We start from the raw sequence: 25,422 nt of genomic DNA on the forward strand, positions 1-25,422 counted from the left end.
GAACCATCGGTCACGTTGACCACGGTAAAACAACATTAACCGCTGCAATCACCACCGTCTTAAACAAACGCTTCGGAACCGGTGAAGCTGTAGCTTTCGACAACATCGATAAAGCACCAGAAGAAAGAGAACGTGGAATCACCATCTCAACCGCCCACGTTGAATATGAAACCGACGCCCGCCACTACGCCCACGTTGACTGCCCGGGCCATGCCGACTACGTTAAAAATATGATCACCGGCGCAGCCCAGATGGACGGCGCGATCTTAGTCGTATCCGCAGCCGACGGCCCAATGCCGCAGACCCGTGAACACATCCTGTTAAGCCGCCAGGTAGGCGTACCTTACATCATCGTATTCTTAAACAAAGCCGACATGGTCGACGATGAAGAATTATTAGAACTCGTTGAAATGGAAGTACGTGAACTGTTAGACGAATACGAATTCCCAGGAGACGACACACCAATCGTTATCGGATCCGCTTTAAAAGCCCTGGAAGATCCAGACGGCGAATGGGGCGACAAGATCGTCGAACTGATGAAAGAAGTGGATGCATACATCCCAGAACCAGAACGTGACACCGACAAACCTTTCTTAATGCCAGTGGAAGACGTGTTCTCCATCACCGGCCGTGGTACCGTTGCAACCGGTAGAGTAGAACGTGGGATCGTACACGTTGGGGACGAAGTTGAAATCGTAGGGATCCATGAAATCAAGAAAACCGTTGTAACCGGGATTGAAATGTTCCGTAAGCTGTTAGATGAAGGCCGCTCCGGCGACAACATCGGCGCGCTGTTACGTGGGATCGACCGTACCATGATCGAACGTGGACAGGTACTGGCAAAACCAGGCTCCATCCACCCACACACCCACTTCACCGCTCAGGTCTATGTACTGACCAAAGAAGAAGGCGGCCGTCATACCCCATTCTTCGATGGCTACAGACCACAGTTCTACTTCAGAACAACCGACGTAACCGGTAATATCAAATTACCAGAAGGCGTTGAAATGGTAATGCCAGGGGATAACGTAGAAATGGAAATCACCCTGATCACCCCAATCGCGATCGAAGAAGGTTTACGTTTCGCGATCCGTGAAGGCGGCCGTACCGTAGGTTCCGGCGCTGTTGCGAAGATTATCACGGATTAATTTCAGATAAAACCAATTTAAAATTAAAAGGATCTGGCTTTTGTGAGCCGGATCCTTTTTTAATGGAAAGGATAGAGCCGGTCACGGTTACTGCCTGCACAGATGAAAAAGACCTCCCGAAATCCCGAATAAGCAGTTCAAAAACAGTTTTCGGGATTTCGGGAGGCCTTTTGTAATTTAAAAGCAAAAAAATAAAAAGCAACGGGCTCCGATACCCATTGCCTTTTATATAAATTAGGAATGAAAAGAAAAAGGGGAGATGTTTATCTCTCAAGTACTATTCTAATCGTTCAACCTTTAGAATATCTTTAATTTTCTCTATCTTAATAAAAAATTTACATACCAAATACAATTTGTTCGAGTGTTTTCCTGAAAATGTCCTGGCTGTTTACGCCGTCTTCCTTTACCAGCTCCCGGGCCAGCGGCACATCGTCTGTGATGATATTGTCAACGTTGAGGTCGATCATGTCGTCGATGAGGTCCTCGTTGTCGACCGTCCAGACGTAGATGTCTTTATTCTGCCGGTGTACAGCCTCGACGAGGGTTTTGTTGACAAAGGTGGCCTCGATACTGAAGGCGTCCACCGGAAGGGTGTCAATGTCGCCGTAGGCAATGGCGCTGATATAAGCGGTACGCACACTGGAGTCAATTTGCTTAACCCGTTCAATAGTGGGATAATCCAGCGAGGCAAGAATGCAGTCGTCTTTAAAATGCTGGTTCTGGACAACGGCCACAGCCTTTTCCACAAACTCGTGATCGTGAGAGGTGGGCTTGAGCTCAATGTTCATCTTGACCTTACCGCGGCAGGTCTCAATGGCTTCGTCCAGAGTCATGAGGCGTTCGCCGCTGAATTCAGGCGAGAACCAGCTGCCAATGTCGATGTTCTTAAGCGCATCATAGGTGCTGTTCCAGATGTCAATGTCCTGCCCGGAAACCCGCTTGAGGTTATTGTCATGGGAAACCACCAGTACACCGTCTTTGGTCTCGGCAATGTCGATTTCTACATAATCGGCGCCGTTGGTAATGGCCGCCTCCAGCGCAGCGCGGGTATTTTCCGGCGCTTCAGTAGAATTGCCGCGGTGCCCGGTAACCTGTGGGCCGCTTAGCAGAATATCGGCAGTGTCGGCGTCAAAGGCCAGCATAATCTGCGCGCTTTTAACCCCGATGGAGATGACCAGCAGAATACAGGCGGCGATGACCAGGTGTTTTTTTTGGGGAGCGAGGGACATGTTGTTGTTGACCAGCGCCACTTCGTCCAGCGCTCCGTTGTCAGCCTGGGAATAGGCAGCGTAAAGCTTTGATATAAAAGCAAAGTTTAACGGAGTGATAACCGCGTCCAGAATGGTTGAGCCCAGAAGAAAAATGATGGAGACCACACTGGTCAGAAGGGTAAACCAGAAGGAAGGATCGTTCATTTCCTGGATACGCTCAATGATCAGGGAAGCCGGAATGACACAGACCATGAGAAACGCCAGTATCACAAGCAGACCAATGGCCACAATAAAAAGATTCCAGAGCAGAAACCGCCACAGCGTTTGGAAAAAGCGGCCTTTAATCAGCTTTGCGCTCTGGCGCCGGGCGCTTTTAAAGGATTGGTCTTTTAAAATGAACACATTAAACACAAAGAGCCAGCGAATAACAAGAATGGCCAGAAAGGCAACCAGCAAGAGAAAAATAACCGACAGCAGGGCCGAGTCCGCGATATAGTCCGAAATAAACCCTGGAATGGTGAGTTCCCCGATAAAGTTGGAGGTAACCATCATGTTCATAAACGGGATGATCAGGATCAGAAACAGAATCATCAGGAAATTTTTAGGTTTAAAAATCGCCAGTGCCCGTTTAAAGCCGCTCCGTATTAATGGAATGATCTGCACCTTATGTCCGGCCAGGCTTTCGTGAAAGCAGACGGCCAGGGTGGTAAACTCGATGAGGGTATAGAAGGCCAGAATGAGCAGCAGCAGCAGTCCGACAATCCAGAGCACCGGATGCCGGAGCAGCTCGCTGATATTGGAGCCTGTAATATAGAAAAGTCCCGCGGCCGAGAGTGAATGCTTTAAAATAAACCCGGTCGCAGGAAAAATAATCGTGCTTCCGCAGAAAGAGTACAAAATCTCGAAAATGATCAAGGGCCAGAAGTTAAACCGAAAGAGCCCAAGGGTTTCTCTTGAGAAGCGTTTATATTGAATTTTTTGTTTTTTCATGGAAACCGCCCTCTCAATCGAAGGAAGCAACGGCTTCGAGACCTGCGTCTTCACCGGCCAGATACATCATCCCCCAGCCAATGGGCTTATCCTTTTCGTCCAGCAGCTTTTCCTCAACGACCAGCAGGGGCATCCCCACAGGAATCTCAAGGTTCCGCGCGGTTTCATCCTCCGCGATGGCCGCTCTTATTTTAAGCTTTTTGGTCATGGCAAAAATAGAATTTTTCTTTGCCACCATCTCCGGGAAGGTTGCGTAGCGGATTTCCTTTTCCACAATCGGAATCCCTCTGTAGTAGGGAATGTATTTGATATCGTAGGCGGTTGGGAAACCGTCCTTTAAAAAGATACGCTTGACCACAATGACGTGCTTGGTTTCGGGAATTTCAAGGTTGAAACCAACCTCATAGCTGGGCTTGACAACGTTCACCTCAATCAGGCGGACCTCGTCTCCACGCTCATTTCCCGGCGCCATCTCATTATAATGAAGGATATACTGGTCCAGATCCGGCTCGCAGACATAATTGCCCTTTCCGGGAATCGAATAGATGTAGCCCTCATTGACGAGTACGGCCAGGCCCTTGCGCACGGTCATCCGGCTGACGTTAAATTCCTCGCAGAGAAGGTTCTCTGACTGGATAGCGTCCCCGGGCTCAAGCTCCTGGCTGGTTATTTTATTTTTTATCGCTTCGACAATTTTAATATATTCAGGTGCGCCCATGACTTACTTTTTCTCCTGTATCCATTGTTTGCATATTTCCACCGCTTTGGTTACGTCCTTTGTGCCGTAATCTGCGCCTACGCTGAGATGGGTTACGCCGTCATCCACACATGCGCCGCCGATCATCACACGTATCTGCTCCCTTATGCCAAGGTCTTCAAGTCCGTCGGTGATTTTTTTCATTTCGATGGTTGTTTCCTGCTGCATTCCGCTGAGACCGATGATATCAGCCTGATATTCCTGTACTTTTTCAAGAATGGTCGTGGAAGGAACGTCAATGCCGATGTCGATGACTTCAAAGCCTGCTGTGGTTGCAAAGGAGGCAAAAATATTTTTTCCGATGTCGTGGCAGTCTCCATAAACAGAAGCGACGACAATTTTACCCATTCTGGGCACTGCCGGCATGGCGTACAGCGCTTTCAGCTCATCAAGATCCATGACTTCCTGAAAGATAATACCGGCAAAAATAAGATCGGCAATGAAATAATCACATTTTTCATAATGGTCTCCGACCCGTTCCATGCCGATACGCAGCCAGTCCAGAATCTGAAGCGGTGTAAAGCCTTTACGCACGGCGATCTTTACCAGCTCCAGCGTCCGCTGCTCATACAACCCCTCTACTGATCTTACAATACTCTCTTTCATGATTTTTACCTAACTTGTGTTCACACAAAGAATTATTCAAAAATTATACCATAAAAAGATTGTTTGTGAAAAAATTATCTTAGTAATCTTAAAAGAATTCAAACAATCTGAAATCGTTTTGTCTTTATTATACCATACTTATACTAACCTGTATATACAAATCTAGACATAAGACAAAAAAAGACATTAAAAAAGACACCATTGTTGGTGTCTTTTTTATATTTGATCTTACTTTACGGATTTAACTCAGCCAACCCATGCCTGGCAGATCTTAACGCCTTCAGCTGCATTTGTTGTGAAGTCGTCAGCGCCAACATATTCGCAGGCTTCTTTAGTAACAGGGTTACCACCGATGATTAATTTAGAGTCAACGCCAGCTGCTTTCAGAGCGTCTGAGGTTTCTTTCATAGAGTCGATAGCCAGGGTTAAAACGCCGCTGATACCGATAATGTCCGGTTTGATTTCTTTAGCTTTTTCAACGAAAGTGTCGATTGCTACGTCAATACCTAAGTCAGTAACCTGGAAGCCAGCTGCTTCAGCCATGCTTCTGAAAATGTTTTTACCGATATCATGTAAATCGCCATGAGCGGTACCGATTAAGATAGTGCCGGCAACAGCTGTGTCGCCACTGCCTAATACTGGTTTTAATACGTTGATTGCTTCGGTTAATAATTCGCCTGCGAAAATTAAGTCCCCAACAAAATATTCGCCTTCTTCGAATAAATCACCAACAACAGCCATACCAGCCTGGCAAGCTGCAACAGCTTCTTCAGCTTCTGCTTCGGTAGGATTTGTAGCTACGAAATCATTTAAGATTTCCATTACATCGTCTTCTTCTAAATCTCCAACTGCCTGTGTTAAATTTTTCCAATCTGCCATTTTAAAATACCATCCCTTCATTTTTTGAATAAATAATTTTTCAGTAAGCACATGTGTGTACATGTGTTGTTTGTGATTCTATAATACTCCCTTTTGAATCCGTTGTCAAGAAAACGCTTTCGATTTTTTGCTCAAAAAGGCCAAAAAACAAAAATTTATCTGTTTAGAAGTATGTGCAGGAAGAATTACACTAATTTACATGAAAAAGAAGAGGTTTTCTTAAAGAAAAGACCTCCCGAAAACCCGAAAACTCTTTTAAAATAATCAGGTAAAAGGGTTTTTGGGATTTCGGGAGGTGTATGGGTGGGGAAAAGATGTTTAGCGGGGGCCGTCAAAGAATTTTTCTGTGGGAGGCCGCAAATCGCGGTACTCTTATTTCGCGGCTTCGATGGCTCTTTGAAAAATCAACAATAATTGACAGGCAATGAGACCATAGGCGCAGCTCAATAAAGTACCGCGCTCTGCGGCGCGAGTGGATGAAAAATTCTTTGACTCCTCAGCGTTTTGTAATGATGGTGGCTCATTGGTTTTCTGAGCGGCCTGAATGCTTTTAAAAACGCTGAGCTGCAAATATTCAATTTTTTGAGGAGACGGGAGATTTTCGTCCCCCATGCCGTAAGCAGGGTACTTTACCGAACGGCGCCTGCGGTCTCATTGAGAAAGAAATCGGATTGTTTTTCGCAGAGCCGCCGAAGCCGAGAGGTAAGAGTACCTTGATTGCGGCATATTTCTGAAAATCTCCCATCGGTCTTAAGCTGCAAACCCAATCTACTGTATATGATTTCTGAGGATGCCGATCTTTTCGATCTCGGCTTCTACCACGTCGCCGTGCTTCAGGAAAACGGGAGGATCCTGGGCCAGGCCAACGCCGGCAGGGGTGCCGGTCAGGATGATGTCGCCGGGATACAGTGTAACGCCCTGGGACAGATCGCTGATGATGGTGGGGATGTCAAAGATCATATGGCCGGTGGTGGATTCCTGGCGGGTCTCGCCGTTGACACGGCAGCGGATGCCCAGGTTCAGGGGCAGGGGCAGGGCGCTTTTGTGAACGATGGCCGGTCCCAGAGGGCAGAAGGTATCCAGCGATTTGCCCTTATACCACTGAGAATGCTTTTTCTGGAGGTCGCGGGCCGTGATGTCATTGGCGACCGTGTAGCCGAAGATATAGCCTTCAGCGTCCTTTTTGGCGATATCAGAGCCCTCTCTGCCGATGATAACGGCCAGCTCGGCCTCATAGTCGATCTGCTTGGTAGCGTTGGCGTGGGACAGAATAACGGAGTCCGGACCGGTGACAGATGAGGAGAGCTTCGAGAAATAAATGGGGCTTTCCGGCACAGAGCCCAGGCCGGGTATATTTTTGATTTCCTGTACATGCTCGGTATAGTTTTTGCCAAGGCAGAAAATGTTGCGTTCTGGCTTTGGTATGGGGGCCAGCAGCTTGACTGAGTTCAGGTTAATGCCCATATTGGGGTTGTCGGACATGGCCTTCTCGATGGAAGCGATCAGGGCGTCGTCGGACTGGCGGATAAAATCCGTCATCTGCTCGGGCAGCTTGACGCCGAGCACCTTACCGATGGTGGTAACCGGCACCACGCGTTTGAAATCCGAGGTGAGAATACCCGCTTCGCTGAAGGATGCGTATTGATAGGTGACAAAATACATTGGATGTACCTCCGTTCATTTCATTTGCTTAATCTTACCATAAATTTCTTAGTAAAGGCCAATATTTTGAACCATTAAGATATTGACATTTTTCAGGTTATACTTTATCATTAATTTAATTAAACTCTTAACAAAAGGGCAGAGGAAACCCCTGTTGAAGATGACCACGACCTTAGAGTAATATAGTGCATGATTATTGCGTGAAACGCCCTTTTGACAGTTTGAAAAGGTGTTTTTTTTTGCAAAAATGCACGTCGTGGACGAATTTAAAGCCAAGGAGGCAAGAGATGCTAAAAGGAAGACATTTAATAGAACCCGGTGACTTTACCATAGAAGAATTAGAATCCATTTTTGGGCTGGCTGATAATATTATTGCAAATCAGGACGATTATATTGACGTTTGCAAGGGAAAATTATTAGCCAGCCTTTTTTACGAACCATCCACCCGTACACGGTTCAGCTTTGAGTCGGCCATGCTGCGCTTAGGCGGCAAGGTTATTGGCTTTGACAACCCTGCGAACTCGTCCGTATCCAAGGGCGAAAGCATTGCCGATACCATCCGCACCGTCGGCTGCTACGCCGATATTGCGGTGATCCGTCACCCGAGAGAGGGGACCGCCAAGCTGGTATCCAAGGCGGCCTGCGATATGCCCATTATCAACGCCGGAGACGGCGGGCACGAGCACCCCACCCAGACCCTGACCGACCTCCTGACCATCCGGCATGAAATGGGCAGCTGTGACGGGCACGTGGTAGGGCTCTGCGGCGACCTGCTCTTCGGCCGTACCATCCACTCCCTGGTCAAAACCCTGAACCGCTACAAGGGCAGCAAATTTGTGTTTATCTCACCCAAGGAACTGAAAATGCCAGAATATTTCCTGAGCATGCTGGAACCCGGCTCCTATATTGAAACAGACAGCCTGGACGATGTCATCGGCGATCTGGATATTCTTTACATGTCCCGTGTGCAGCGTGAACGCTTCGTAAGTGAAGAAGAATACCTGCGCTTGAAGGACTACTACATTTTGGACAGGAAAAAAATGAAAAAGGCCAAAGAAGATATGATTGTCATGCACCCGCTGCCGCGTGTCAATGAAATTTCCGTGGAGGTGGATGACGATCCGCGCGCCGTGTATTTTAAACAGGCAAAATACGGCATGTATGTGCGCATGGCCCTGATTTCAAAATTACTGGGGGTAGACATCAATGATTAATGTATCAAAACTGAAAAAAGGAATTATCATCGACCATATTGAATCCGGCCACGGCTTTGAGATTTACAAGGAGCTGCACCTCAACGAAATCGACGATGTGGTCGTGCTCATGAAAAATGTTCCCAGCAAGAAAATGGGCAAAAAAGACCTGATCAAAATCGAGACCGATCTGGAGCTGGACATGAACGTGCTGGGCCTCATCGACCCCAATGTCACCATCAACTTTGTCAATAACGGCGAGCTTGTGAGCAAGGTGCAGCTGACCCTGCCCACCCGGGTCACGGGTATCATGAAGTGCAAAAACCCGCGCTGCATCACCCAGTATGAGGATGTGGGCGATATTGACTTCTATCTGGTAGACGCCGAAAAGAAATTATACCGCTGCGAATACTGCGACTCATACACAACGTTTATTGAGAAGTGAAGCTGAGTCCAAATTCTGAAAGAATTTGGCAGGACGCAGTTCTATGAGCCGATAGGCGAATGCGCCTGGCAACGAAGCAAATGCAAATGATGAGGAAATCATCCTGAAAGGATAAAAAGATTTCCGAAGAATTTGTGATCCTTAAAATAAAGGGGAAGGAAATACAATGAAAACATTGATCACAAATGTTGAAATCATCGACGCCACTGGCCGCAGGCCGGGAAAGGTGCTCATTGATGATGATGGTAAGATCAAAAAGGTTTATAAGGAAAAGGGACAGGTCAAAGCCGCCCATGACCGTGAAATTGACGGACAGGGCAAGGTGCTGATGCCGGGCTTTATCGACATGCACTGCCATCTGCGGGATCCTGGGCTCACCTATAAGGAAGATATGGAAACCGGCATGAAAGCAGCCCTGAAGGGCGGCTTTACCACGCTGGTGGCCATGGCTAATACCAAGCCAATTATGGACAACGCCGAAGCCCTGAAATCCAATATGGACAAAGCGGAAGCTCTGGGCCTCTGCGATCTGGTACAGGTCTGTGCCCTGACAAAGGATTTCAGCGATGCGGACCTGGTAGACTTTGAGAGTACCCGGGAATACACAAACGTGTACTCCAACGATGGACACAATGTGGACAACGAAGAAACCATGAAGCAGGGACTGGCCGCCTCCACCGAATACGACTTTATTCTGGCTACGCACTGTGAGCCGGAAACCGAAACCGTAGAGCGGGACATTGCCCTGCTGCGTGAGACACCGGGGCACCTGCACGTGTGCCATATCAGCAAAAAGGCTACTCTGGACGCCATTGTGGCCGCCAAGGCAGAGGGCCTGGACATTACCTGTGAGGTCACCCCGCACCACCTGTACGCTTCCGCCATGGAGTACAAGGTACACCCTCCGTTCAGAAGCTACCCGGACCGCCGGGCTTTGATCGAAGGCGCAAGGGACGGCAGCATTGATATCTGCGGCACCGACCACGCGCCGCACAGCGATGAGGACAAGCTTAAGGGCGCGCCGGGGATCAACAACTTCGAGACCGCCTTTGCCATGTACTACACTGTCTTTGAGGGCGCGGGCATTCCTGTGGAACGCCTGAGCCAGATGCTGAGCGAGGCCCCGGCAGCCCGCATGGGCTTAAAGGCCGGACTGGTCAAGGAACGCTATGCCGGCGATTTGGTTTTAGTAGATCTGGACGCCGAGGAACGGGTAGACCCCAAAACCTTTATCTCAAAAAGCCACAACACCCCCTTTGGCAGAGAACTGCTCAAAGGCAAGGTGCTCATGACATTTAAAGGAGGAGAGATCGCATATGATCATGGATCGCTTATATAACGAAGCATTGAAAAGCCCTGTCTGCGTGGGCCTGGATACCAAAATTGACTTTCTGCCCCAGTACCTGAAGGACAAGGACTGGTCAGCCGGTGAAAAGATCACCGAGTTCAACAAAAAGATTGTGGACGCCACCGCAGATATTGCGGCCTGCTACAAAATGCAGATTGCCTGCTACGAGGCTCTGGGCCTGGACGGCATGAAGGCTTACTCGGAAACCGTCAGCTATGTGCGCAAAAACGGTAAAATCGCCATTGGAGACGCGAAAAGAGGCGACATCACCTCCACAGCCACCCAGTACGCCAAGGGCCATTTTGAGGGCGATTTTGAGGTGGATATCCTGACCGTCAATGCCTACATGGGCGAGGATGCCGTGTCCCCTTATTTCCCATATATCAAAAACAATGAAAAGGGCCTCTTTGTCCTGCTGCACACCTCCAACCCATCCTCACGGGATTTTCAGGAGCTGAAGCTGGAAGAAAACGGCCAGAAGCTTTATGAGGCCGTGGGCGACAAGATTACCCAATGGGGTAAGCCCTTTATCGGCGAGAGCGGCTATTCGGCAGTGGGCGCAGTGGTGGGCCTCACCTTCCCCGAAGAATTTGAAGCTTTGCAGAACCAGTGCCCGTCCACCTTTTTCCTGGTGCCGGGCTACGGCGCCCAGGGCGGCACCGGCAAGGATATTGCCAACATCTTTAAGAAATCCCGCTGTGCGGTCATCAATTCCTCCAGAGGCCTGATCACCGCCCATCAGAAGGCTGAAACACCCTGCGAAACCGAAGGCTTTGAAGCCCTGATCCGGGAAAAGACACTGGCCATGAAGGAGGATATTCTGCAATGGCTTTAATCTTAAACAACCAGTTTGTGGCTGAGGGCATCTACAAAATGGATGTGGCCTACGACGGCGAAGTGGGCGCAGGACAGTTCTTTATGCTGCGCGCCTGGGACAAGGATCCGCTGCTGTCGCGCCCGGTCTCAGTGCACAATTACGAAAACGGTGTGCTCACCTTCCTGTATCAGATAGTGGGCAAGGGCACACAGCTTTTATCAAAGCTGGAAAAGGACGGCACCGTGGAATTGCAGGGCCCATACGGCAAAGGCTTCCCGGATGTGGACGCCGACCTGGCCGTGGTGGGCGGCGGTATCGGCATCGCCCCTCTGTACTATGTGTGCCGGGATTTTAAGGAAAAACACCCGGACCGCAACCTGCGTGTTTACCTGGGCTACCGCGACACCGCCTACTGCGTAGAAGAATTTGACGCGGTGGCAGACGAGGTGATCGTGGACATTGGCGGCATCATTACCCACAGGGTGGAAGCCCGGCCCGGTGAGGTGTTCTTTACCTGCGGGCCTGAGATCATGATGAAAAGTCTGTGCGACATTGTTCCGGCCGAAAATCCGGTTTATGTGTCCCTGGAGGCCCATATGGCCTGCGGTATCGGCGCCTGTCTGGGCTGTACCTGCAAAACCAGCGAGGGCAACAAGAAGGTCTGTAAAGATGGCCCGGTATTTACCAGAGAGGTGGCAGCCTTATGAGCAAAGCGTTAGAAACGAAGTTTAACGACATTATCTTTAAGAACCCGGTGCTCACCGCTTCCGGTACCTTTGGCTTTGGACGTGAGTTTGAGGAATACTACGACCTGGCAGCGCTGGGCGGCCTGTGCACCAAGGGCCTGACCCTTGAGCCGCGGCCGGGCAACACAGGCATGCGCCTGTGGGAAACCCCTGCGGGCATGATCAACAGTATCGGCCTTGAAAACCCGGGAGTGGACGCCTTTATCGCCAATGAGTGGCCCCACCTCAAGGGGATTGACACCGTGACCGTGGTCAATGTGGGCGGCAAGGACGAAGCCTCCTACCTGGAAGCCATAGAACGGATCAATGCCATCAACGCCCAGCTGGTTGAGCTGAACATTTCCTGCCCTAACGTCAAGGCCGGCGGCATGGCCTACGGCATCAAAGCGGAAATGGCAGCGGACATCACCCGCAAGGTAGTGGCAGTGTCCAAGGCTCCGGTCATGGTTAAGCTGTCGCCCAATGTGGAGAGCATTGCCGACATCGCTCTGGCCTGCGAAGAAGCCGGCGCCTGCGGGATTTCGCTCATCAATACCATCCAGGCCATGGCCGTGGACTACAAAAAGAAAAAGATTGTGTTCGACAATACCTACGCCGGCCTGTCCGGCCCGGCGGTCAAGCCCATTGCCCTGCGCATGACCCATCAGGTCTGTAAGGCTGTGGACGTGCCGGTCATGGCCATGGGCGGCATCAGCACCTGGGAGGACGCCCTTGAGTTTATCATGGTCGGCGCGGCCTGTGTGCAGGTGGGAACCATGAACTTCATCGACCCCAAAGCGCCAGTCCGGGTGATCGAGGGGTTAGAGGCCTACTGTCAGGCCGAGGGCCTTACCAACATCGATCAGGTGCGCGGTATTTTATTATAAATTTTAAACACAGCGGACCTCCCGAAATCCCGAAAAGCTGCCAGCAATGGCTTTTCAGGATTTCGGGAGGTCTTTTTTAACGGAAAACAAAAGCCGCGCTCAGGGGAGTGAGCGCGGCTTTTTATCTTACGGGGGAGTAATAAAATGAATATCGGAACCATCCGATAAGGGGTAAGCTATGATTTATTCAATCGCAATGTATTTTTTCTGTTCAACCTGTTTGGTCTCATTTTTCGGAAATTCCAGATGGAGAATACCATCCTTATAGCCGGCTTTAATGTCCTCTTCTTTTACATTGTCGCCAACGTAGAAGCTTCTTGAGCACTGGCCGGTGTAGCGTTCCTGATGAACCAGATTGCCTTTTTCATCCTTTTCTTCCTTTGAGTCATTTCTGGAAGCGGTAATGGTCAGGTAGCCATTTTCAAGGTCGGCTTTGATGTTTTCCCTGCCAAAGCCCGGCAGATCCATGTCCAGGATGTACCTGCCATCCTTTTCCTGAATATCCGTTTTCATGAGAGCGGGGGACTCTGTCTTTTTAAAAAACGGGTCATTAAACATATCATCAAACAAATTAAAACCGAAACGATCTCTAGGCATCAACAACATAAGGCATTCCTCCTTTTTGATTTAGTTTTCATGATTTATGAAGTGATCAACCTGTATAACCATTGAGTTCGGTTCCTTTTTCAAGGGACTTCGCTTAATTCTGTTTACGCGTATATTATAGGACGGGTTGTTAGCACTGTCAAGTGGTGAGTGCTAAAATTTTAGAATTTTTTAAGCTTTTGCAAGGTCTGCTTTTATTCAGGCTCTGTGCTTAACAGGCGGACTGACGGCGACAGACGGGTCTCATCGGGCTGAAAGCCGTTTTTGAGCAGATAGGCCTCTGCTTCTTTAAATTCTCGGGATAACAGGCCGCTGAGCAGCCTGGCACACTGGTCAAAATCCTTTGCCCTGAGGGCGTCCACAGAAGCTTTGGTGAAGGCGGACATCTGCAGGTCGAGGCGGGCGGAGCGTTCGTAGCGGCTCACCGGGTAGCCCCAGAAGAGCAGGCCGTACAGCTTGCCGTAAATTTCCTTTATGCCCTGAAGAGGAGCGTGCTCAATGATGCGGGTCAGGATGGACCCCGGCGAGTGAACACTGTTGCCAGTGGACAGGTTCGTCTCCAGCTGGAGCAGAAGCGCCTCCAGCTGGCTGTCGCTGAGCAGCGGCAGAACGGTCCGGACAATCGCTCTGCAGGTATAGGTGATGATCTCATAAGACTGGATAAAGAGAGCCATGTTCCGGCGGATGGCAGATTGGCTGAAATCAGGCTTACCGCTGCGCTCGTTCAGGGAAAAAATACGGATGCCCTTGCCGTTGATGGTGCGCACCGCGCCGATCTGGCTCAGGAGGCTGACGGTCCGCCGTATGGTGCTGACCGACACCCCGTACTGCTTTGCCAGCTGGGTATAGGAGGGCAGGAAATCCGCGTTGCGGTATTGTCCTGAATAAATTTCGTGCAGGATATGCACCGCCAGCGTGTGGCAGATCTGGGGCCGGTCACGGTAGATCCGCCATGTGAAGGGTACGGTCTCCTGTTGGGCTGCGGTAGCTGTCTGCCGGCCCATGTACTGGGTCAGTTTTTTGGATACATCCTTCTGAAAAGTCAGATGCGCCTCAAGAATCCGGCGCGGGTTTTTCATCTGTCCGCAGCGGATAACCGTTTCTATCCGCTTACGCATCATATCTGTGCTGCAGGGGCCGGCGCTGTCTTTTTCGCTGAGATAGGGCAGGCCCAGGTACAGCGAGGTTTCCCAGAACAGGTTCATGATCAGGGGATTATCCATTTTTTGCAGAACGAAGCAGTAAATCCTGGTCAGGTCATCGGGGCCGGACCTTTCTGCCCAGCGGTAGACGCAGTCAAAATCCTTTTCGTCCATCCGGAGAAAGCCCTCGATGAGAAGCGGGATAAAAATCATCTCCGTGGACTGATACAAATCCGGAAAGGTCGTTTTCCGTTTTGAAAAATAATCGGCCGCGTAGGCCTTGAGCTCGGCGTCCGTTTTTTTAAAGGTCACGACAGTGCTGCGGCGCTGCTGTGTGGAAATGTAGCCCTCGGCCCGCATACGGCTGAAGGCTTCCTTCACGGTGAGGGAGGACACGCTGAACTCGCGGCACAGGCTGTCGATGGAGGGAAGTGTATCGCCATATTTATAATATTGAAACCAAAAGCGCAGAATAAAATACTCGTAGATTAAATTAGACCGTCTCTGTTTATTTGGCAAGACCCTTACCTCCTGATCATTGTTGGTCTTTTCATTTTAGCATCTACGAGCGCAAAAGGCCAATATGGATTGATTTTTGTTGCTTAATGCGCTATACTAGAGATTAATTCTGAGGTATATATGAACAAGGTATGAGCTTGGTATGGGCAGGCTATCGTGTGAAAGGAGCGCGCATGAGTGAGAAATTGAATCAGCTGAAAGAGGAAATTATGGATATATTCTGGCAGGAGCCAGACTTTGATGTGGCCGTCCGGCAGACGCTTGAGAAGGTCGGCGTCTGTTTTGGAGCAGATACGGTCTATGTCGCCGAGTATTCGGAAGCTGCCGGCGCGCCTGAGCACACCTACTGCTGGTGCGCGCCCGGGACGAACGCGCTGCCCGAAAAACAGGAGACTGGGCGCCAGGCATTACAGGTCCCCATCGAGGAGGACGGAGAGGCACTGGCCTTTTGGGGCATGACCGGCGGCCAGTGTGAACCGGAGGCCCAAAGCGTCCTGCCGTTTATCGCCAGAATGCTCGGAACCTTTCTGCTTAAGAAGCTTTACGCGCGGCGCAACGAGGAATACCAGAAGCGTATGGAAGCCTCGCTGGAGCTGTCGGAGAAAAGGGCAGAGACGGCCTATAATATTCTGGATTCCATCTCAGCCGGCGTTATTCTGGTACGCCTGTATCCAGACGGAAGCGCCCGCCCCCTGTACGGTAATCTGGGCATGTACCGCATATTGAAGCTGCCGCGCACTGCGGAGAACGCCCGGGTGCCGGACCGGGAAAGCGCGGAGCTGGAGGGGCAGTATTTTGACGATTTTTTCGCGAATATTCCAGAACCAGACGGCACCCGGGTACGGCGTGAATACAAAGAGGGATATGGTTTGGAGCATTTCAGCGTGAAAAAATACCGGCTGCTCCGCGGCGACGGCAGCTATGTATGGGTAAGTGCGGACATAAGCCTGTGCGAGGAGCATTCCGATTACCGGACCTATTACGCGACCTATACCGATATGACAGAAGAACAAAACCTGCAGGTCGGGCTGATGGACGCACTGGAAAAGGAAAAGAAAATTTCCAAAGCGCTGGAAAAGGCAGACCGGGCAAAGAACGAGTTTTTGTCGCGCATGTCCCATGAAATCCGGACGCCGATGAACGCCATTATCGGCCTCACCACCATTTCGGCCGCCCATATCGACGACCGGGCACGCCTGGAGGACTGTCTGACCAAAATCGGTATATCGTCTCGCCATCTGCTGTCTATTATCAACGATGTGCTGGACATGTCTAAAATCAGCGATGGAAAAATTTCCATTAACAATGAGCCCTTTGAGCTGCGGCAGCTGCTGCTGAATTTATCGGCAGTGTGCGCGGCGAACTGTGAGCAGCAGCGGCAGAAATTTGATATGCGGCTTTCCAATGTCGAAAACGAAATTTTGATGGGTGACCGGATGCGCCTCCAGCAGATTCTTCTGAATCTGCTGTCCAACGCTGAAAAGTTCACCCCGGCCGGCGGCAGTATCCGGCTCTGGGTCGAGCAGACTCCCAAGTCAGAGCACCAGGTGGTCATGCGGTTTACCGTGGAAGATACTGGAATCGGGATGAAGAAAGAGTTTCTGGAACGGATATTCGTACCCTTCGAGCAGGAAGACCAGTCCATGACCCGCCAGCAGAATGGCACGGGCCTGGGCATGTCGATCACCAAAAACCTGGTCGAGCTCATGGGCGGTACCATTGAGGTGGAAAGCGAGTATGGGGAAGGCTCCCGCTTTACCGTGGAGATTCCCATGAGCCTGCCGCAGCAGAGGAAGCCGGAAAAACCAAAGGAGGACGTGGCGCATCTGAAGGTTTTGATTGTGGACGACGACGAGGGAACCTGTGAGCATGCCGCGCTGCTGCTGGAACGCATGGGCATTGCCGGACAGTGGGTGCTGGAGGGCGCTGAGGCGGTAAGGCTCATTGAGACTAGCCACCAGAGCGGCGATGATTTTGACGTCTGCTTTATCGACTGGAAGATGCCCCGGATGGACGGGCTGGAGACCACACGGCAAATCCGGAAGCTGCTGGGGCCGGATGTGCTGATCATTATCATCACAGCCTATGACCTGGGCGCGGTCGAGACAGAGGCGCGTAAGGCCGGCGCCAACGCGCTGCTCAGCAAGCCCTTTTTCCAGTCCGCGCTCTATGACGCGCTGCTCACAGCCAGCAACCTGCGTGTCATTCCAGAGGCGCCGGCGGAGGCGGAACAGCCGCTCTGCGGCCATGTGCTGCTGTGTGAGGACAATGCGCTGAACACCGAGATCGCTGTTTACCTGCTGGAGGAAGCGGGCATGACCGTGGAATGTGCCGGAAACGGGCAGATCGGTCTGGAAAAATTCGAGTCGGCTGCGCCCGGGGCCTACGATGCAATTCTCATGGACATCAGTATGCCGGTCATGGACGGACTCCAGGCCACCAGAGCCATCCGTTCGCTGAAACACCCCGACGCCGGCACCATCCCCATCATCGCCATGACAGCCAACGCCTACGATGAGGATAAAAAGAAAAGCCTGGACGCAGGCATGAACGCACATTTATCAAAGCCCATTGAGCCGGCGGTGTTATACAAAATGCTCCGGCAGTATCTGAGGCCGACACCACCCGATTCGCCAGGGAGATAAAATGGAGGAAGAAGAGATGCAGACACCAGATTTGAGTACAACCGAGCTGCTGGACAGCTTTCGCGGGCTCATGGACACCATGTGGGTGATCACGCCGGAGGAGAACCGTGTGGAAATTTTACGCGATTCCATGACGCCGGAATGGGAGGGCCGTGTTCTGGACTATTCAGAGCTCTGCGACACCTATATGAAAAGCTTCATCTACATGCCCGATATGGACTGGTGGGATGAGGTGCTTTCGCTTCGCGCCCTAAAGCAGTTCTGCATCTCTGGCCAGAAAAACAGGGATTTTGACATGCGCTTTAAAAATACGCATTTCGGTTTTGAGTGGCATGAGGCCCATGTCAGCAGGATTGCCGGCAATGGGGACAGGCCGGACCGGATTATGCTCACCAGCCGTTTTGCCAACTCAGACCGCAAGGCCGCCATTGTGGAAACCGCTGTGCAGACAGAGTACGACTATGTGGTCTACATCGAGGCTGATAAAAACAGCTACGTCATGTACTCGTCCAACGATTCGACCGGTACGCCGCTGCCACCGGTTGCCAGCGACGACTACGAAAAGGAGGTCGCGGAATTTCACAGGCTGTACGTGCCCGAGGAAGAGCGCGACAGCCTGACCCAGAAGCTCAGCATTGCCAACGCAGGGGCGCATTTGAAAAATAGCGGCGAGTACGTGATCTTCTGTACCGTGGTGGAAAACGGTGAGCGGCGGGATAAAAAGCTGCGCTTCAGCTATTTTGACCGGGCGAAAAACATCTGGCTTCTGACCCGGACCGACGTGACCGAGGTACGGGACGAAAAACGGCAGAGAAAGGAACTTCAGGAAGCCCTTCAGGCCGCCAGGGTGGCGAGCCGCGCGAAATCCGATTTTCTCTCACGGATGAGCCACGATATCCGCACACCCATGAATGCCATTATCGGGATGACCACCATTGCGACTTCTTATATCGGAAGCCCCGAGCGTGTCAGGGACTGTCTGGAGAAAATCAGCGTGTCCTCCAAATTACTGCTCAGCATCATCAACGAGGTGCTGGACATGTCCAAGATAGAGAGCGGGCGCATCCTTCTGACAGAGGAGGAGGTGAACCTGGCCGACCTGGTGTACGGCGTGGTAACCATGGTACAGCCGCAGATGCAAGAAAAGAAGCTGAACTTTAACATCCATATCAACGACATTCCCAACGAGATTGTCATCAGCGATATGCAGCGTCTGCAGCAGCTTTTGGTAAACCTTCTTTCCAATTCAGTAAAATATACGCCCACGGGCGGCAGCATTCTGCTGGAAATCAATGAGGGGCCTTCGGAAACGCCGGGGTTCAGGCGCTACGAGTTTGCGGTGTCCGACACCGGCATCGGCATGCAGCCGGAATTTCTCGCCCGGGTTTTTGACCCTTTCGAGAGGGCAAACGATCAGAAGATACAGCCGGTGCAGGGAACCGGCCTGGGGCTGTCCATCTGTAAAAGCGTCACAGAGCTCATGGGCGGGGACATAAAGGTGGAAAGCGTGTACGGCGAGGGCAGCCGCTTTACCGCGATCGTTTACCTGAAGGTGGAGGAAGAAGTCCTCGACCAGAAGCACCTGGCTGGACTGCCGGTGCTGGTGGCAGACGATGACGAGATTGTCTGCCGCAATACCTGCAGGCGGTTGGAAAGCATGGGCATGAAGCCCGAATGGGTGTTGAGCGGTTTGGAAGCCCTTGAAAAGACAGAAGCGGCCCACCGCGCCGGTCAGGATTACTTCGCGCTGATCATTGACCTTAAAATGCCGGGAATGGACGGCATTGAGACCACCCGGAGGATCCGGGAAAGCCTGGGCTTCAAGCTGCCGATTATTGTGATCTCCGCCTATGACCTGTCCGATCAGATGGACGCCGCTGTGAGCGCAGGCGCCAACGACTTTATCACCAAACCGCTCTTCTGCTCACGCCTGGCCTACAAGCTCAGCCAGTTTCTGGAGGATGCCCCCCACGAGCCCGGCCCGGCCATTCAGAGAACAGAGCGCCAATATGTAAAAAAACGTGTTCTGCTGGCAGAGGACAATGAACTCAACCAGGAAATCGCCGTGGAGCTGCTCTCACAGCTTGGAATCACGGTGGAAACCGCCGAGAACGGCAGAATTGCGGTGGAGATGGTATCCCGCTCACCCGAGGGCTACTACGACCTGATCTTTATGGACATGCAGATGCCTGTGCTGGACGGCTGCGGCGCAGCCGTGGAAATCAGGGCCCTTCCCCGGTCAGACATCCAGACCATGCCCATCATCGCCATGACGGCCAACGCCTTTGCCGATGACCGCCGGAGGACAAGGGACGCGGGCATGAATGAGCATCTCGACAAGCCCATTGACACAGCCCGCCTGTCCGAGGTGCTGCACCGCTGGCTGAAGCCGGGTAAATCATAGCATCCATAAACCTGTCCCGGTATCCTGTCTGGATGCCCGGGCAGGTTTTATTTTATTAAGAGAAAAAAGAATAAAAAAAGGAACGGCAATGTTTTAAGATAAAAAAATTGTATATTTGGTTTAATGAGTATATAATAAAGAGTAATACTGGTAATTAATGAGAGAAATTAATCCGCCGAGGGGCAGGAGGAAGAAAAGTGAGACAGTTCTTTAGGAGGCTATGCAGCGCCGGCCTTGTTTTGTGCCTGGTTTTTTGTTTTGCTGCGTCGCCGGTTCACGCTGAGGAAAAAAAGGTGGTTCGGGTGGCTTTTCCGAACCAGCAGGGTTTTAGCAATACAGATGAAAAGGGAAACCATACCGGCTACAGCTATGAATTTCTTCAGGAAATCGCAAAATATACCGGATGGGAATATGAGTTCATCACCGGGGACGACAGCAACGAGAGTCTGCTTCAAATGATGGAGGACCTGAAAAACGGCGAGGTCGATATCATGGGCGGCATGCTTTATTCGGATGAGCTGGCCCAGGACTACGACTTTCCTGAGTACAACTGCGGCTACAGCTACTCGACGCTGGCCGTTTTAAAGGACAATAACAACATCAACGCCACCAACTATTCAACCTTTGAAAACATGAAGGTCGGCGTGCTGGCAACGGCCAAACGCCGGATACAGGCCCTGGAGGATTTCTGCAAAGCCAACGGCATCACCGTGCAGATTGTATCCTTTGAGAACGACGAGGAGCGGCAGAAAGCCCTGAACGAGGGCGAGATCGACGCTGTTCTGGGGTCCGATGTGACGCCGAGCGATAATCAGCGCTTCATCGCCCGGTTTGACGGCAGGCCTTATTACTTTGCTGTGACCAAGGGCAACTCGGAGATCGTGAGCGGCATCAACACCGCCACGTCAACCATCAACGAGAAGGACCCGAACTACGCCACCGATCTCTATATGAAATACTTTAACCCGGCAGACAGCCAGCGGGTCACCCTGGAGCGCTTTATCAAGGCCAATCCCATTGAGAGTATTATCGCGGCCCTGCTGATCGGCCTGGTGCTGGCAGTGGTGGTAGGTCTGACCATGTATATCCGTATCCAGCGCAACCGCCAGCTGCTCCTGGACTATGAGCGCTACCGGGTGCTTTCGGAAATGTCCAGTGAGCTGATTTTTGAATATGACTACAGCGACGACAGCATCATGGTTTCTGAGCCCTACGCCCCGTATTTCGGGGGAAAGGCCCGAAACGAGCATTTTGCCGTTGAGTCTCTGAAAACGAGTATGGGAACAAGCGAGGCGGTCGACTGCTTTGCGAAGCTTATCGGGCGGCGCCCGCCCGAGCAGGCGCGGTATGAGACCGAGTTCCAGGCCCGGATGATAAGCGGCAATATTGAGTGGGTGCGCGGAACCAGCGTGATCATCTACAATAAGCACAACCAGCCGCTGCGCGCTGTGGGCAAAATCATCAATATCAATCAGGAAAAATGCGAGCGGGAGGCCTTGATCAACCAGGCCCGCCACGACGCCCTCACCGGGCTTTACAACCGCACAACCTTTGAGCATCTGGTCAACCAGTATCTCGAACAGCGCGGCGAACAGGAAGGGGCCATCATGGTGGTGGATCTCGACCATTTTAAAACCGTCAACGATACCCTCGGGCATCAGGGCGGCGACGAGGTTCTCGAGGATCTTGCCCGGGAAATGAGCGGGATTTTCGGCGAGGACGCCATTCTGGGCCGTCTGGGCGGCGACGAGTTTCTGGTTTTTGTCCGGGATATCAAGGAACGTCTGGAAGAGCCCGTGGAAAAGGCCCGTGCGCTCTGCCAGATCATGTACCGCTGTTATAAGAGAGGCAATGTGCACACCGAGGTTTCCATAAGCGTAGGGCTGGCCTATTCCGGTGAGGAAAGTGGCTTTGAAAAGCTGTACGGAATGGCCGATACGGCGCTCTACTATATGAAAGCCCACGGAAAGAACAACGTGACCGTCTATGATGCGTCCTTAGAGGATGCTTTGGGTAATAATGGCAATACAAAACGAAAAGGAGCATTTTAACATGGCTAAAAAAATTATCGCTTTAATCAGCGACGACTTTGAAGATCTGGAATTATGGTACCCGGTTCACCGGCTGCGCGAGGAGGACAATGTGACCGTCCACGTGGTCGGCGAGGAAAAGGGAAAAACCTATATCGGCAAGTACGGCGTGCCCTGCGTATCCGACTACCGCTTTGATGAGATCGACCCGGACGACTACGACGGCATTCTGGTGCCGGGCGGCTGGGCGCCGGACAAGCTGCGCCGTTTCCCGGTGGTGCTGGATATGGTGCGGGCAATGGACAGAGCCGGAAAGCCCATTGGTGAAATCTGCCACGCGGGCTGGGTGCTGATCTCAGCCGGTATCCTGAAGGGCAAAAACGTCACGAGCACCCCGGGTATCCGGGATGACATGGAAAACGCAGGCGCTGTCTGGCACGACACCCCGTCCATTGTGGACGGCCACATTATTTCCGCCAGACGCCCGCCGGATCTGCCGCAGTACATGAAGGATTACATCAGTGTTTTGATGAAGTAGAAAAGCAGGTCCCGAAATCCCGAAAAGCTAAAAAATGGTTTTTGGGATTTCGGGATTTTTTTACGATCACGCACAATTATGGTATAATAGAGCAATTATAAAGCGTTAAGGAGTAAAAGCATGAAGAACATCCGTATAGGGGACATACTGGTCGGCGACGGCTATATTACAGAGGGGCAGCTTCAGGAAGCCCTGGCCTATCAGAAAGTGGACAAAAGCAAACGTCTGGGCGCGATTCTGGTCGATTACGGCTACGTGACCGAGAGCCAGCTGCTGGGCGCGCTGGCAAAACGCCTGGATCTGCAGGTGATTAATCTGAGCCAGATTGAGGTAGACCTGGAGGCAGCCGCCAAAATTCCGAAAAATATTGCGCAGAAATACACCCTTATCCCAATAGGGTTTTCCAACGGGCATCTGCTGGTCGCCACCAATGACCCGCTGGATTTCTACGCCATCGAGGACCTGCGGCTGATCACCAACATGCCCATCGACATTGTCCTGGCCGAAAAGGACGCGATCCTTAAGGGTATTGACAGCGGCTATTCGGAAATTGAGGCCCGCCAGGCAGCCACCAGCGCCAACGAGATGGCCGACGATATGGAAACAGTCTCCATCGTGGAGGACCTGGACGCCGCCGGAGATGACGCGCCGGTTGTCAACCTGATCAATACCATGCTCATAAAAGGCTATAATACCGGCGCCAGCGATATCCACATCGAGCCCTTTGAGGACAAGACCAACGTGCGCCTGCGTATCGACGGTCTCATTGTCGACTACCTGACACTGGCCACCGCGCTGCACCAGTCCGTCATCGCCCGAATCAAGATATTGTCCAACCTGGACATCGCCGAGCGGCGCCTGCCCCAGGACGGCCATTTCCGCGCGCGGATCAAGGGCATTGAGATGAATATCCGTACTTCGGTTATCCCGACCGTCTACGGCGAAAAGGCCGTGCTGCGTTTCCTGAACCAGAACACCAAGCTCGACCATTCCGGTACCTTTGGCATGAACGACGACAACTATGCCCGCATGCGCCAGATCCTGCAGAGCCCACACGGCATCATCTACATCACCGGGCCGACCGGGAGCGGTAAAACCACCACCCTGTACATGGTTCTGGAAATGCTCTCGAGCAAAAACGTCAATATCTGTACCATCGAGGACCCGGTAGAACGGAACCTCGACAGCGTCAACCAGACCCAGGTCAACAACGTGGCCGGCCTCACCTTTGAGAGCGGCCTGCGCTCCCTTCTGCGCCAGGATCCGGACATCATCATGGTCGGTGAAACCCGTGACTCAGAGACGGCCAACATCGCTGTGCGTGCCGCCATCACCGGGCACCAGGTGCTCTCCACCCTGCATACCAACGACGCCGTATCCACCATTGTGCGTCTGGTGGATATGGGGGTCGAGCCCTACATGGTCGCCAACTCCCTGACCGGGGTGGTGGCCCAGCGGCTGGTCAAGAAAATCTGCCCGGACTGCAAGGAAGCCTATACCCCCAGCGAGGCCGAGCGGGAGCTTCTGGGCAGGGACATCCCTGTGCTGTACCGCGGCCGGGGCTGTCACCAGTGCAACCACACCGGCTATAAGGGGCGTATCGCCGTCCATGAGATTTTAGCCATTGACAAAACCATCAGGAACATGATCTCAGGCCAGACGCCCATCGAGGATATCTATGAATATGTGGCCGTTAACCATAAAACCACCAGCCTGCGCCAGAGCCTGGTCGAGCTGGTCGAGCAGGGCGTGACAAGCATGGAAGAGCTGCTGAAGGTTACGTATTACGTGGAATAAATAAAAGCGAGGAAAGATATGCCAACCATTTTAGACTTAATCAATTACGGCCGCCAGACAGGCTGCTCCGATATTCATTTGACAACAGATCTGCCGCCGGTGTTCAGAAGCAACGGGGTGCTGGTCAAGGGACCCTTTGAGATGAGCAAGCGGGAGATCGGCGAAATGATCGTCGATATGCTCAGCGAGATGAACCGCGAGAAAATCAAGAACGGCGAGGACGCGGACTTTACCTTTGTCACCCCTGAGGGGCTCAGACAGAGGGTGAACGTGTACCGCCAGCAGAATGAGCTCTGTGCCGCTGTGCGTCTGCTCAACGATACCATCCCCACCTTTGAGGAGCTGGGCCTGCCGCCCATTATCCGCAAGCTGGCCGCTGAGCCCAGAGGCCTGATCCTGATCACCGGGCCCACCGGGAGCGGGAAATCCACCACGCTGGCTGCCATGATCGACTACATCAACATCAATTTTGCCAAGCACATCATTACCATTGAGGATCCGGTGGAATACCGCCATTACCATAAGCTCAGCATGATCCACCAGCGTGAGGTGGGCGTGGATGTGTCCTCCTTTTCAGGCGCGCTCCGCTCCTCCCTGCGTGAGGACCCCGACGTTATTCTGGTAGGGGAAATGCGGGACTACGAAACCATCTCAGCGGCGGTAACCGCAGCCGAAACCGGCCATCTTGTGCTGTCCACCCTGCACACCATCGGGGCCGCCAACACCGTGGACCGTATCATCGACGTGTTCCCGCCCCACAGCCAGCAGCAGATACGGACACAGCTGGCCAGCACCCTGAAGGGCGTTGTGACCCAGCAGCTTGTGCCGCTGGCGTCCGGCGAAGGCCGTATGGCCGCCCTCGAGGTGATGACCGGCACCGACGCGGTGCTCAACCTTATCCGTGAGAACAAAACCCATCAGCTTTCCTCAGCCATGCAGACCGGCAGCCGGGACGGCATGAACACCCTGAACAGCCACCTGGCCAAGCTGGTCAAGGAAGGAAAAATCGGCTTCGATACCGGCCTCCAGTGGTCGTCCGATAAAAACGAGTTCAACCAATACTTTTAAATAAG

Annotated in this window: 21 protein-coding genes; 13 read left to right on the forward strand and 8 right to left on the reverse strand. The window is 52.1% G+C overall.

The features are described 5' to 3' along the window. Positions 1–1,148, forward strand: a 1,148-nt coding sequence (gene tuf, locus I2B62_RS14670) for an elongation factor Tu (protein WP_195269824.1), incomplete at its 5' end; no start/stop codon positions are given. A gap of 335 nt (positions 1,149–1,483) precedes the next feature. On the opposite strand, the gene I2B62_RS14675 is transcribed toward tuf, so the two are convergent. From I2B62_RS14675 to I2B62_RS14695, 6 genes are all read right to left on the reverse strand, one after another. Continuing rightward, complete coding sequence (locus I2B62_RS14675) at positions 1,484–3,349, reverse strand: glycerophosphodiester phosphodiesterase (protein WP_195269825.1); 1,866 nt, start codon at positions 3,347–3,349, stop codon at positions 1,484–1,486. Between the two features lie 13 nt (positions 3,350–3,362). Then, entirely contained in the window at positions 3,363–4,067 is a 705-nt protein-coding gene (locus I2B62_RS14680) for a GntR family transcriptional regulator (RefSeq protein WP_013382418.1), read from the reverse strand. Between the two features lie 3 nt (positions 4,068–4,070). Then, positions 4,071–4,712, reverse strand: coding sequence for a cobalamin-dependent protein (locus I2B62_RS14685; protein ID WP_195269826.1), 642 nt, complete (start codon positions 4,710–4,712; stop codon positions 4,071–4,073). A 246-nt stretch (positions 4,713–4,958) separates the two neighbouring features. After that, positions 4,959–5,591: a cobalamin-dependent protein gene (locus tag I2B62_RS14690; RefSeq protein ID WP_038352545.1), complete on the reverse strand. Its 633-nt coding sequence runs from the start codon at positions 5,589–5,591 to the stop codon at positions 4,959–4,961. 372 nt (positions 5,592–5,963) lie between these two features. Next, complete coding sequence (locus I2B62_RS20380) at positions 5,964–6,203, reverse strand: hypothetical protein (RefSeq protein ID WP_207736024.1); 240 nt, start codon at positions 6,201–6,203, stop codon at positions 5,964–5,966. A gap of 156 nt (positions 6,204–6,359) precedes the next feature. After that, entirely contained in the window at positions 6,360–7,253 is an 894-nt protein-coding gene (locus tag I2B62_RS14695) for a fumarylacetoacetate hydrolase family protein (RefSeq protein WP_195269827.1), read from the reverse strand. A gap of 287 nt (positions 7,254–7,540) precedes the next feature. Here I2B62_RS14695 and pyrB point away from each other — a divergent pair, with 287 nt between their 5' ends. The 6 genes from pyrB to I2B62_RS14725 all read left to right on the forward strand — a co-directional run bounded on the left by pyrB (position 7,541) and on the right by I2B62_RS14725 (position 12,668). After that, on the forward strand, positions 7,541–8,467 hold the full coding sequence (gene pyrB, locus I2B62_RS14700; RefSeq protein ID WP_195269828.1) for an aspartate carbamoyltransferase: 927 nt from the start codon (positions 7,541–7,543) through the stop codon (positions 8,465–8,467). Next, complete coding sequence (locus I2B62_RS14705) at positions 8,460–8,891, forward strand: aspartate carbamoyltransferase regulatory subunit (protein ID WP_195269829.1); 432 nt, start codon at positions 8,460–8,462, stop codon at positions 8,889–8,891. The genes pyrB and I2B62_RS14705 overlap by 8 nt, the downstream gene beginning before the upstream one ends. Before the next feature lie 166 nt (positions 8,892–9,057). Further along, positions 9,058–10,230 carry a dihydroorotase gene (locus I2B62_RS14710; RefSeq protein WP_195269830.1) on the forward strand — a complete coding sequence of 391 codons (1,173 nt, stop codon included), beginning with the start codon at positions 9,058–9,060 and terminating at the stop codon, positions 10,228–10,230. Next, the gene (pyrF, locus tag I2B62_RS14715; protein WP_243259551.1) at positions 10,214–11,074 is read left to right on the forward strand and encodes an orotidine-5'-phosphate decarboxylase; all 861 of its coding nucleotides are present in this window, start codon (positions 10,214–10,216) and stop codon (positions 11,072–11,074) included. The genes I2B62_RS14710 and pyrF overlap by 17 nt, the downstream gene beginning before the upstream one ends. Further along, complete coding sequence (locus tag I2B62_RS14720; protein ID WP_195269832.1) at positions 11,065–11,763, forward strand: dihydroorotate dehydrogenase electron transfer subunit; 699 nt, start codon at positions 11,065–11,067, stop codon at positions 11,761–11,763. Before pyrF ends, I2B62_RS14720 begins: the two co-directional genes overlap by 10 nt. Next, positions 11,760–12,668: a dihydroorotate dehydrogenase gene (locus I2B62_RS14725; RefSeq protein WP_195269833.1), complete on the forward strand. Its 909-nt coding sequence runs from the start codon at positions 11,760–11,762 to the stop codon at positions 12,666–12,668. The genes I2B62_RS14720 and I2B62_RS14725 overlap by 4 nt, the downstream gene beginning before the upstream one ends. 183 nt (positions 12,669–12,851) lie before the next feature. Here I2B62_RS14725 and I2B62_RS14730 read toward each other — a convergent pair whose 3' ends face one another. Both I2B62_RS14730 and I2B62_RS14735 read right to left on the reverse strand, forming a co-directional pair. Continuing rightward, positions 12,852–13,274 carry an Hsp20/alpha crystallin family protein gene (locus I2B62_RS14730; RefSeq protein ID WP_195269834.1) on the reverse strand — a complete coding sequence of 141 codons (423 nt, stop codon included), beginning with the start codon at positions 13,272–13,274 and terminating at the stop codon, positions 12,852–12,854. A 194-nt stretch (positions 13,275–13,468) separates the two neighbouring features. Next, positions 13,469–14,935, reverse strand: a complete 1,467-nt coding sequence (locus tag I2B62_RS14735) for a GntR family transcriptional regulator (RefSeq protein ID WP_195269835.1) — start codon at positions 14,933–14,935, stop codon at positions 13,469–13,471. 173 nt (positions 14,936–15,108) lie between these two features. On the opposite strand from I2B62_RS14735, the gene I2B62_RS14740 reads away from it, so the two are divergent. From I2B62_RS14740 to I2B62_RS14765, 6 genes are all read left to right on the forward strand, one after another. Further along, on the forward strand, positions 15,109–17,580 hold the full coding sequence (locus I2B62_RS14740; RefSeq protein ID WP_195269836.1) for a response regulator: 2,472 nt from the start codon (positions 15,109–15,111) through the stop codon (positions 17,578–17,580). A gap of 1 nt (position 17,581) precedes the next feature. Then, positions 17,582–19,984, forward strand: a complete 2,403-nt coding sequence (locus I2B62_RS14745; protein WP_207736025.1) for a response regulator — start codon at positions 17,582–17,584, stop codon at positions 19,982–19,984. Between the two features lie 197 nt (positions 19,985–20,181). Continuing rightward, the gene (locus I2B62_RS14750) at positions 20,182–22,035 is read left to right on the forward strand and encodes a GGDEF domain-containing protein (protein WP_195269837.1); all 1,854 of its coding nucleotides are present in this window, start codon (positions 20,182–20,184) and stop codon (positions 22,033–22,035) included. 1 nt (position 22,036) lies between these two features. Continuing rightward, complete coding sequence (locus I2B62_RS14755) at positions 22,037–22,552, forward strand: type 1 glutamine amidotransferase domain-containing protein (RefSeq protein WP_195269838.1); 516 nt, start codon at positions 22,037–22,039, stop codon at positions 22,550–22,552. A gap of 120 nt (positions 22,553–22,672) precedes the next feature. Beyond that, complete coding sequence (locus tag I2B62_RS14760; protein WP_195269839.1) at positions 22,673–24,349, forward strand: GspE/PulE family protein; 1,677 nt, start codon at positions 22,673–22,675, stop codon at positions 24,347–24,349. 18 nt (positions 24,350–24,367) lie between these two features. After that, positions 24,368–25,417, forward strand: coding sequence for a type IV pilus twitching motility protein PilT (locus I2B62_RS14765; protein ID WP_195269840.1), 1,050 nt, complete (start codon positions 24,368–24,370; stop codon positions 25,415–25,417). The last annotated feature ends 5 nt before the right edge of the window (positions 25,418–25,422 follow it).

It is taken from the genome of Eubacterium sp. 1001713B170207_170306_E7 (assembly GCF_015547515.1).
Classification (GTDB): Bacteria; Bacillota; Clostridia; order Eubacteriales; family Eubacteriaceae; genus Eubacterium.

Excerpts from the sequence above, each read along its gene's own strand:
- I2B62_RS14760 (WP_195269839.1), top strand. The coding sequence starts at position 22,673 with ATGAAGAACATCCGTATAGGGGACATACTGGTCGGCGACGGCTATATT.
- I2B62_RS20380 (WP_207736024.1), bottom strand. The coding sequence starts at position 6,203 with ATGGGGGACGAAAATCTCCCGTCTCCTCAAAAAATTGAATATTTGCAG.
- I2B62_RS14695 (WP_195269827.1), bottom strand. The coding sequence starts at position 7,253 with ATGTATTTTGTCACCTATCAATACGCATCCTTCAGCGAAGCGGGTATT.
- pyrF (WP_243259551.1), top strand. The coding sequence starts at position 10,214 with ATGGATCGCTTATATAACGAAGCATTGAAAAGCCCTGTCTGCGTGGGC.
- I2B62_RS14745 (WP_207736025.1), top strand. The coding sequence starts at position 17,582 with ATGGAGGAAGAAGAGATGCAGACACCAGATTTGAGTACAACCGAGCTG.
- I2B62_RS14765 (WP_195269840.1), top strand. The coding sequence starts at position 24,368 with ATGCCAACCATTTTAGACTTAATCAATTACGGCCGCCAGACAGGCTGC.
- I2B62_RS14680 (WP_013382418.1), bottom strand. The coding sequence starts at position 4,067 with ATGGGCGCACCTGAATATATTAAAATTGTCGAAGCGATAAAAAATAAA.
- I2B62_RS14725 (WP_195269833.1), top strand. The coding sequence starts at position 11,760 with ATGAGCAAAGCGTTAGAAACGAAGTTTAACGACATTATCTTTAAGAAC.
- I2B62_RS14755 (WP_195269838.1), top strand. The coding sequence starts at position 22,037 with ATGGCTAAAAAAATTATCGCTTTAATCAGCGACGACTTTGAAGATCTG.
- I2B62_RS14675 (WP_195269825.1), bottom strand. The coding sequence starts at position 3,349 with ATGAAAAAACAAAAAATTCAATATAAACGCTTCTCAAGAGAAACCCTT.
- I2B62_RS14705 (WP_195269829.1), top strand. The coding sequence starts at position 8,460 with ATGATTAATGTATCAAAACTGAAAAAAGGAATTATCATCGACCATATT.
- pyrB (WP_195269828.1), top strand. The coding sequence starts at position 7,541 with ATGCTAAAAGGAAGACATTTAATAGAACCCGGTGACTTTACCATAGAA.
- I2B62_RS14690 (WP_038352545.1), bottom strand. The coding sequence starts at position 5,591 with ATGGCAGATTGGAAAAATTTAACACAGGCAGTTGGAGATTTAGAAGAA.
- I2B62_RS14720 (WP_195269832.1), top strand. The coding sequence starts at position 11,065 with ATGGCTTTAATCTTAAACAACCAGTTTGTGGCTGAGGGCATCTACAAA.
- I2B62_RS14730 (WP_195269834.1), bottom strand. The coding sequence starts at position 13,274 with ATGTTGTTGATGCCTAGAGATCGTTTCGGTTTTAATTTGTTTGATGAT.
- I2B62_RS14740 (WP_195269836.1), top strand. The coding sequence starts at position 15,109 with ATGAGTGAGAAATTGAATCAGCTGAAAGAGGAAATTATGGATATATTC.
- I2B62_RS14685 (WP_195269826.1), bottom strand. The coding sequence starts at position 4,712 with ATGAAAGAGAGTATTGTAAGATCAGTAGAGGGGTTGTATGAGCAGCGG.
- I2B62_RS14710 (WP_195269830.1), top strand. The coding sequence starts at position 9,058 with ATGAAAACATTGATCACAAATGTTGAAATCATCGACGCCACTGGCCGC.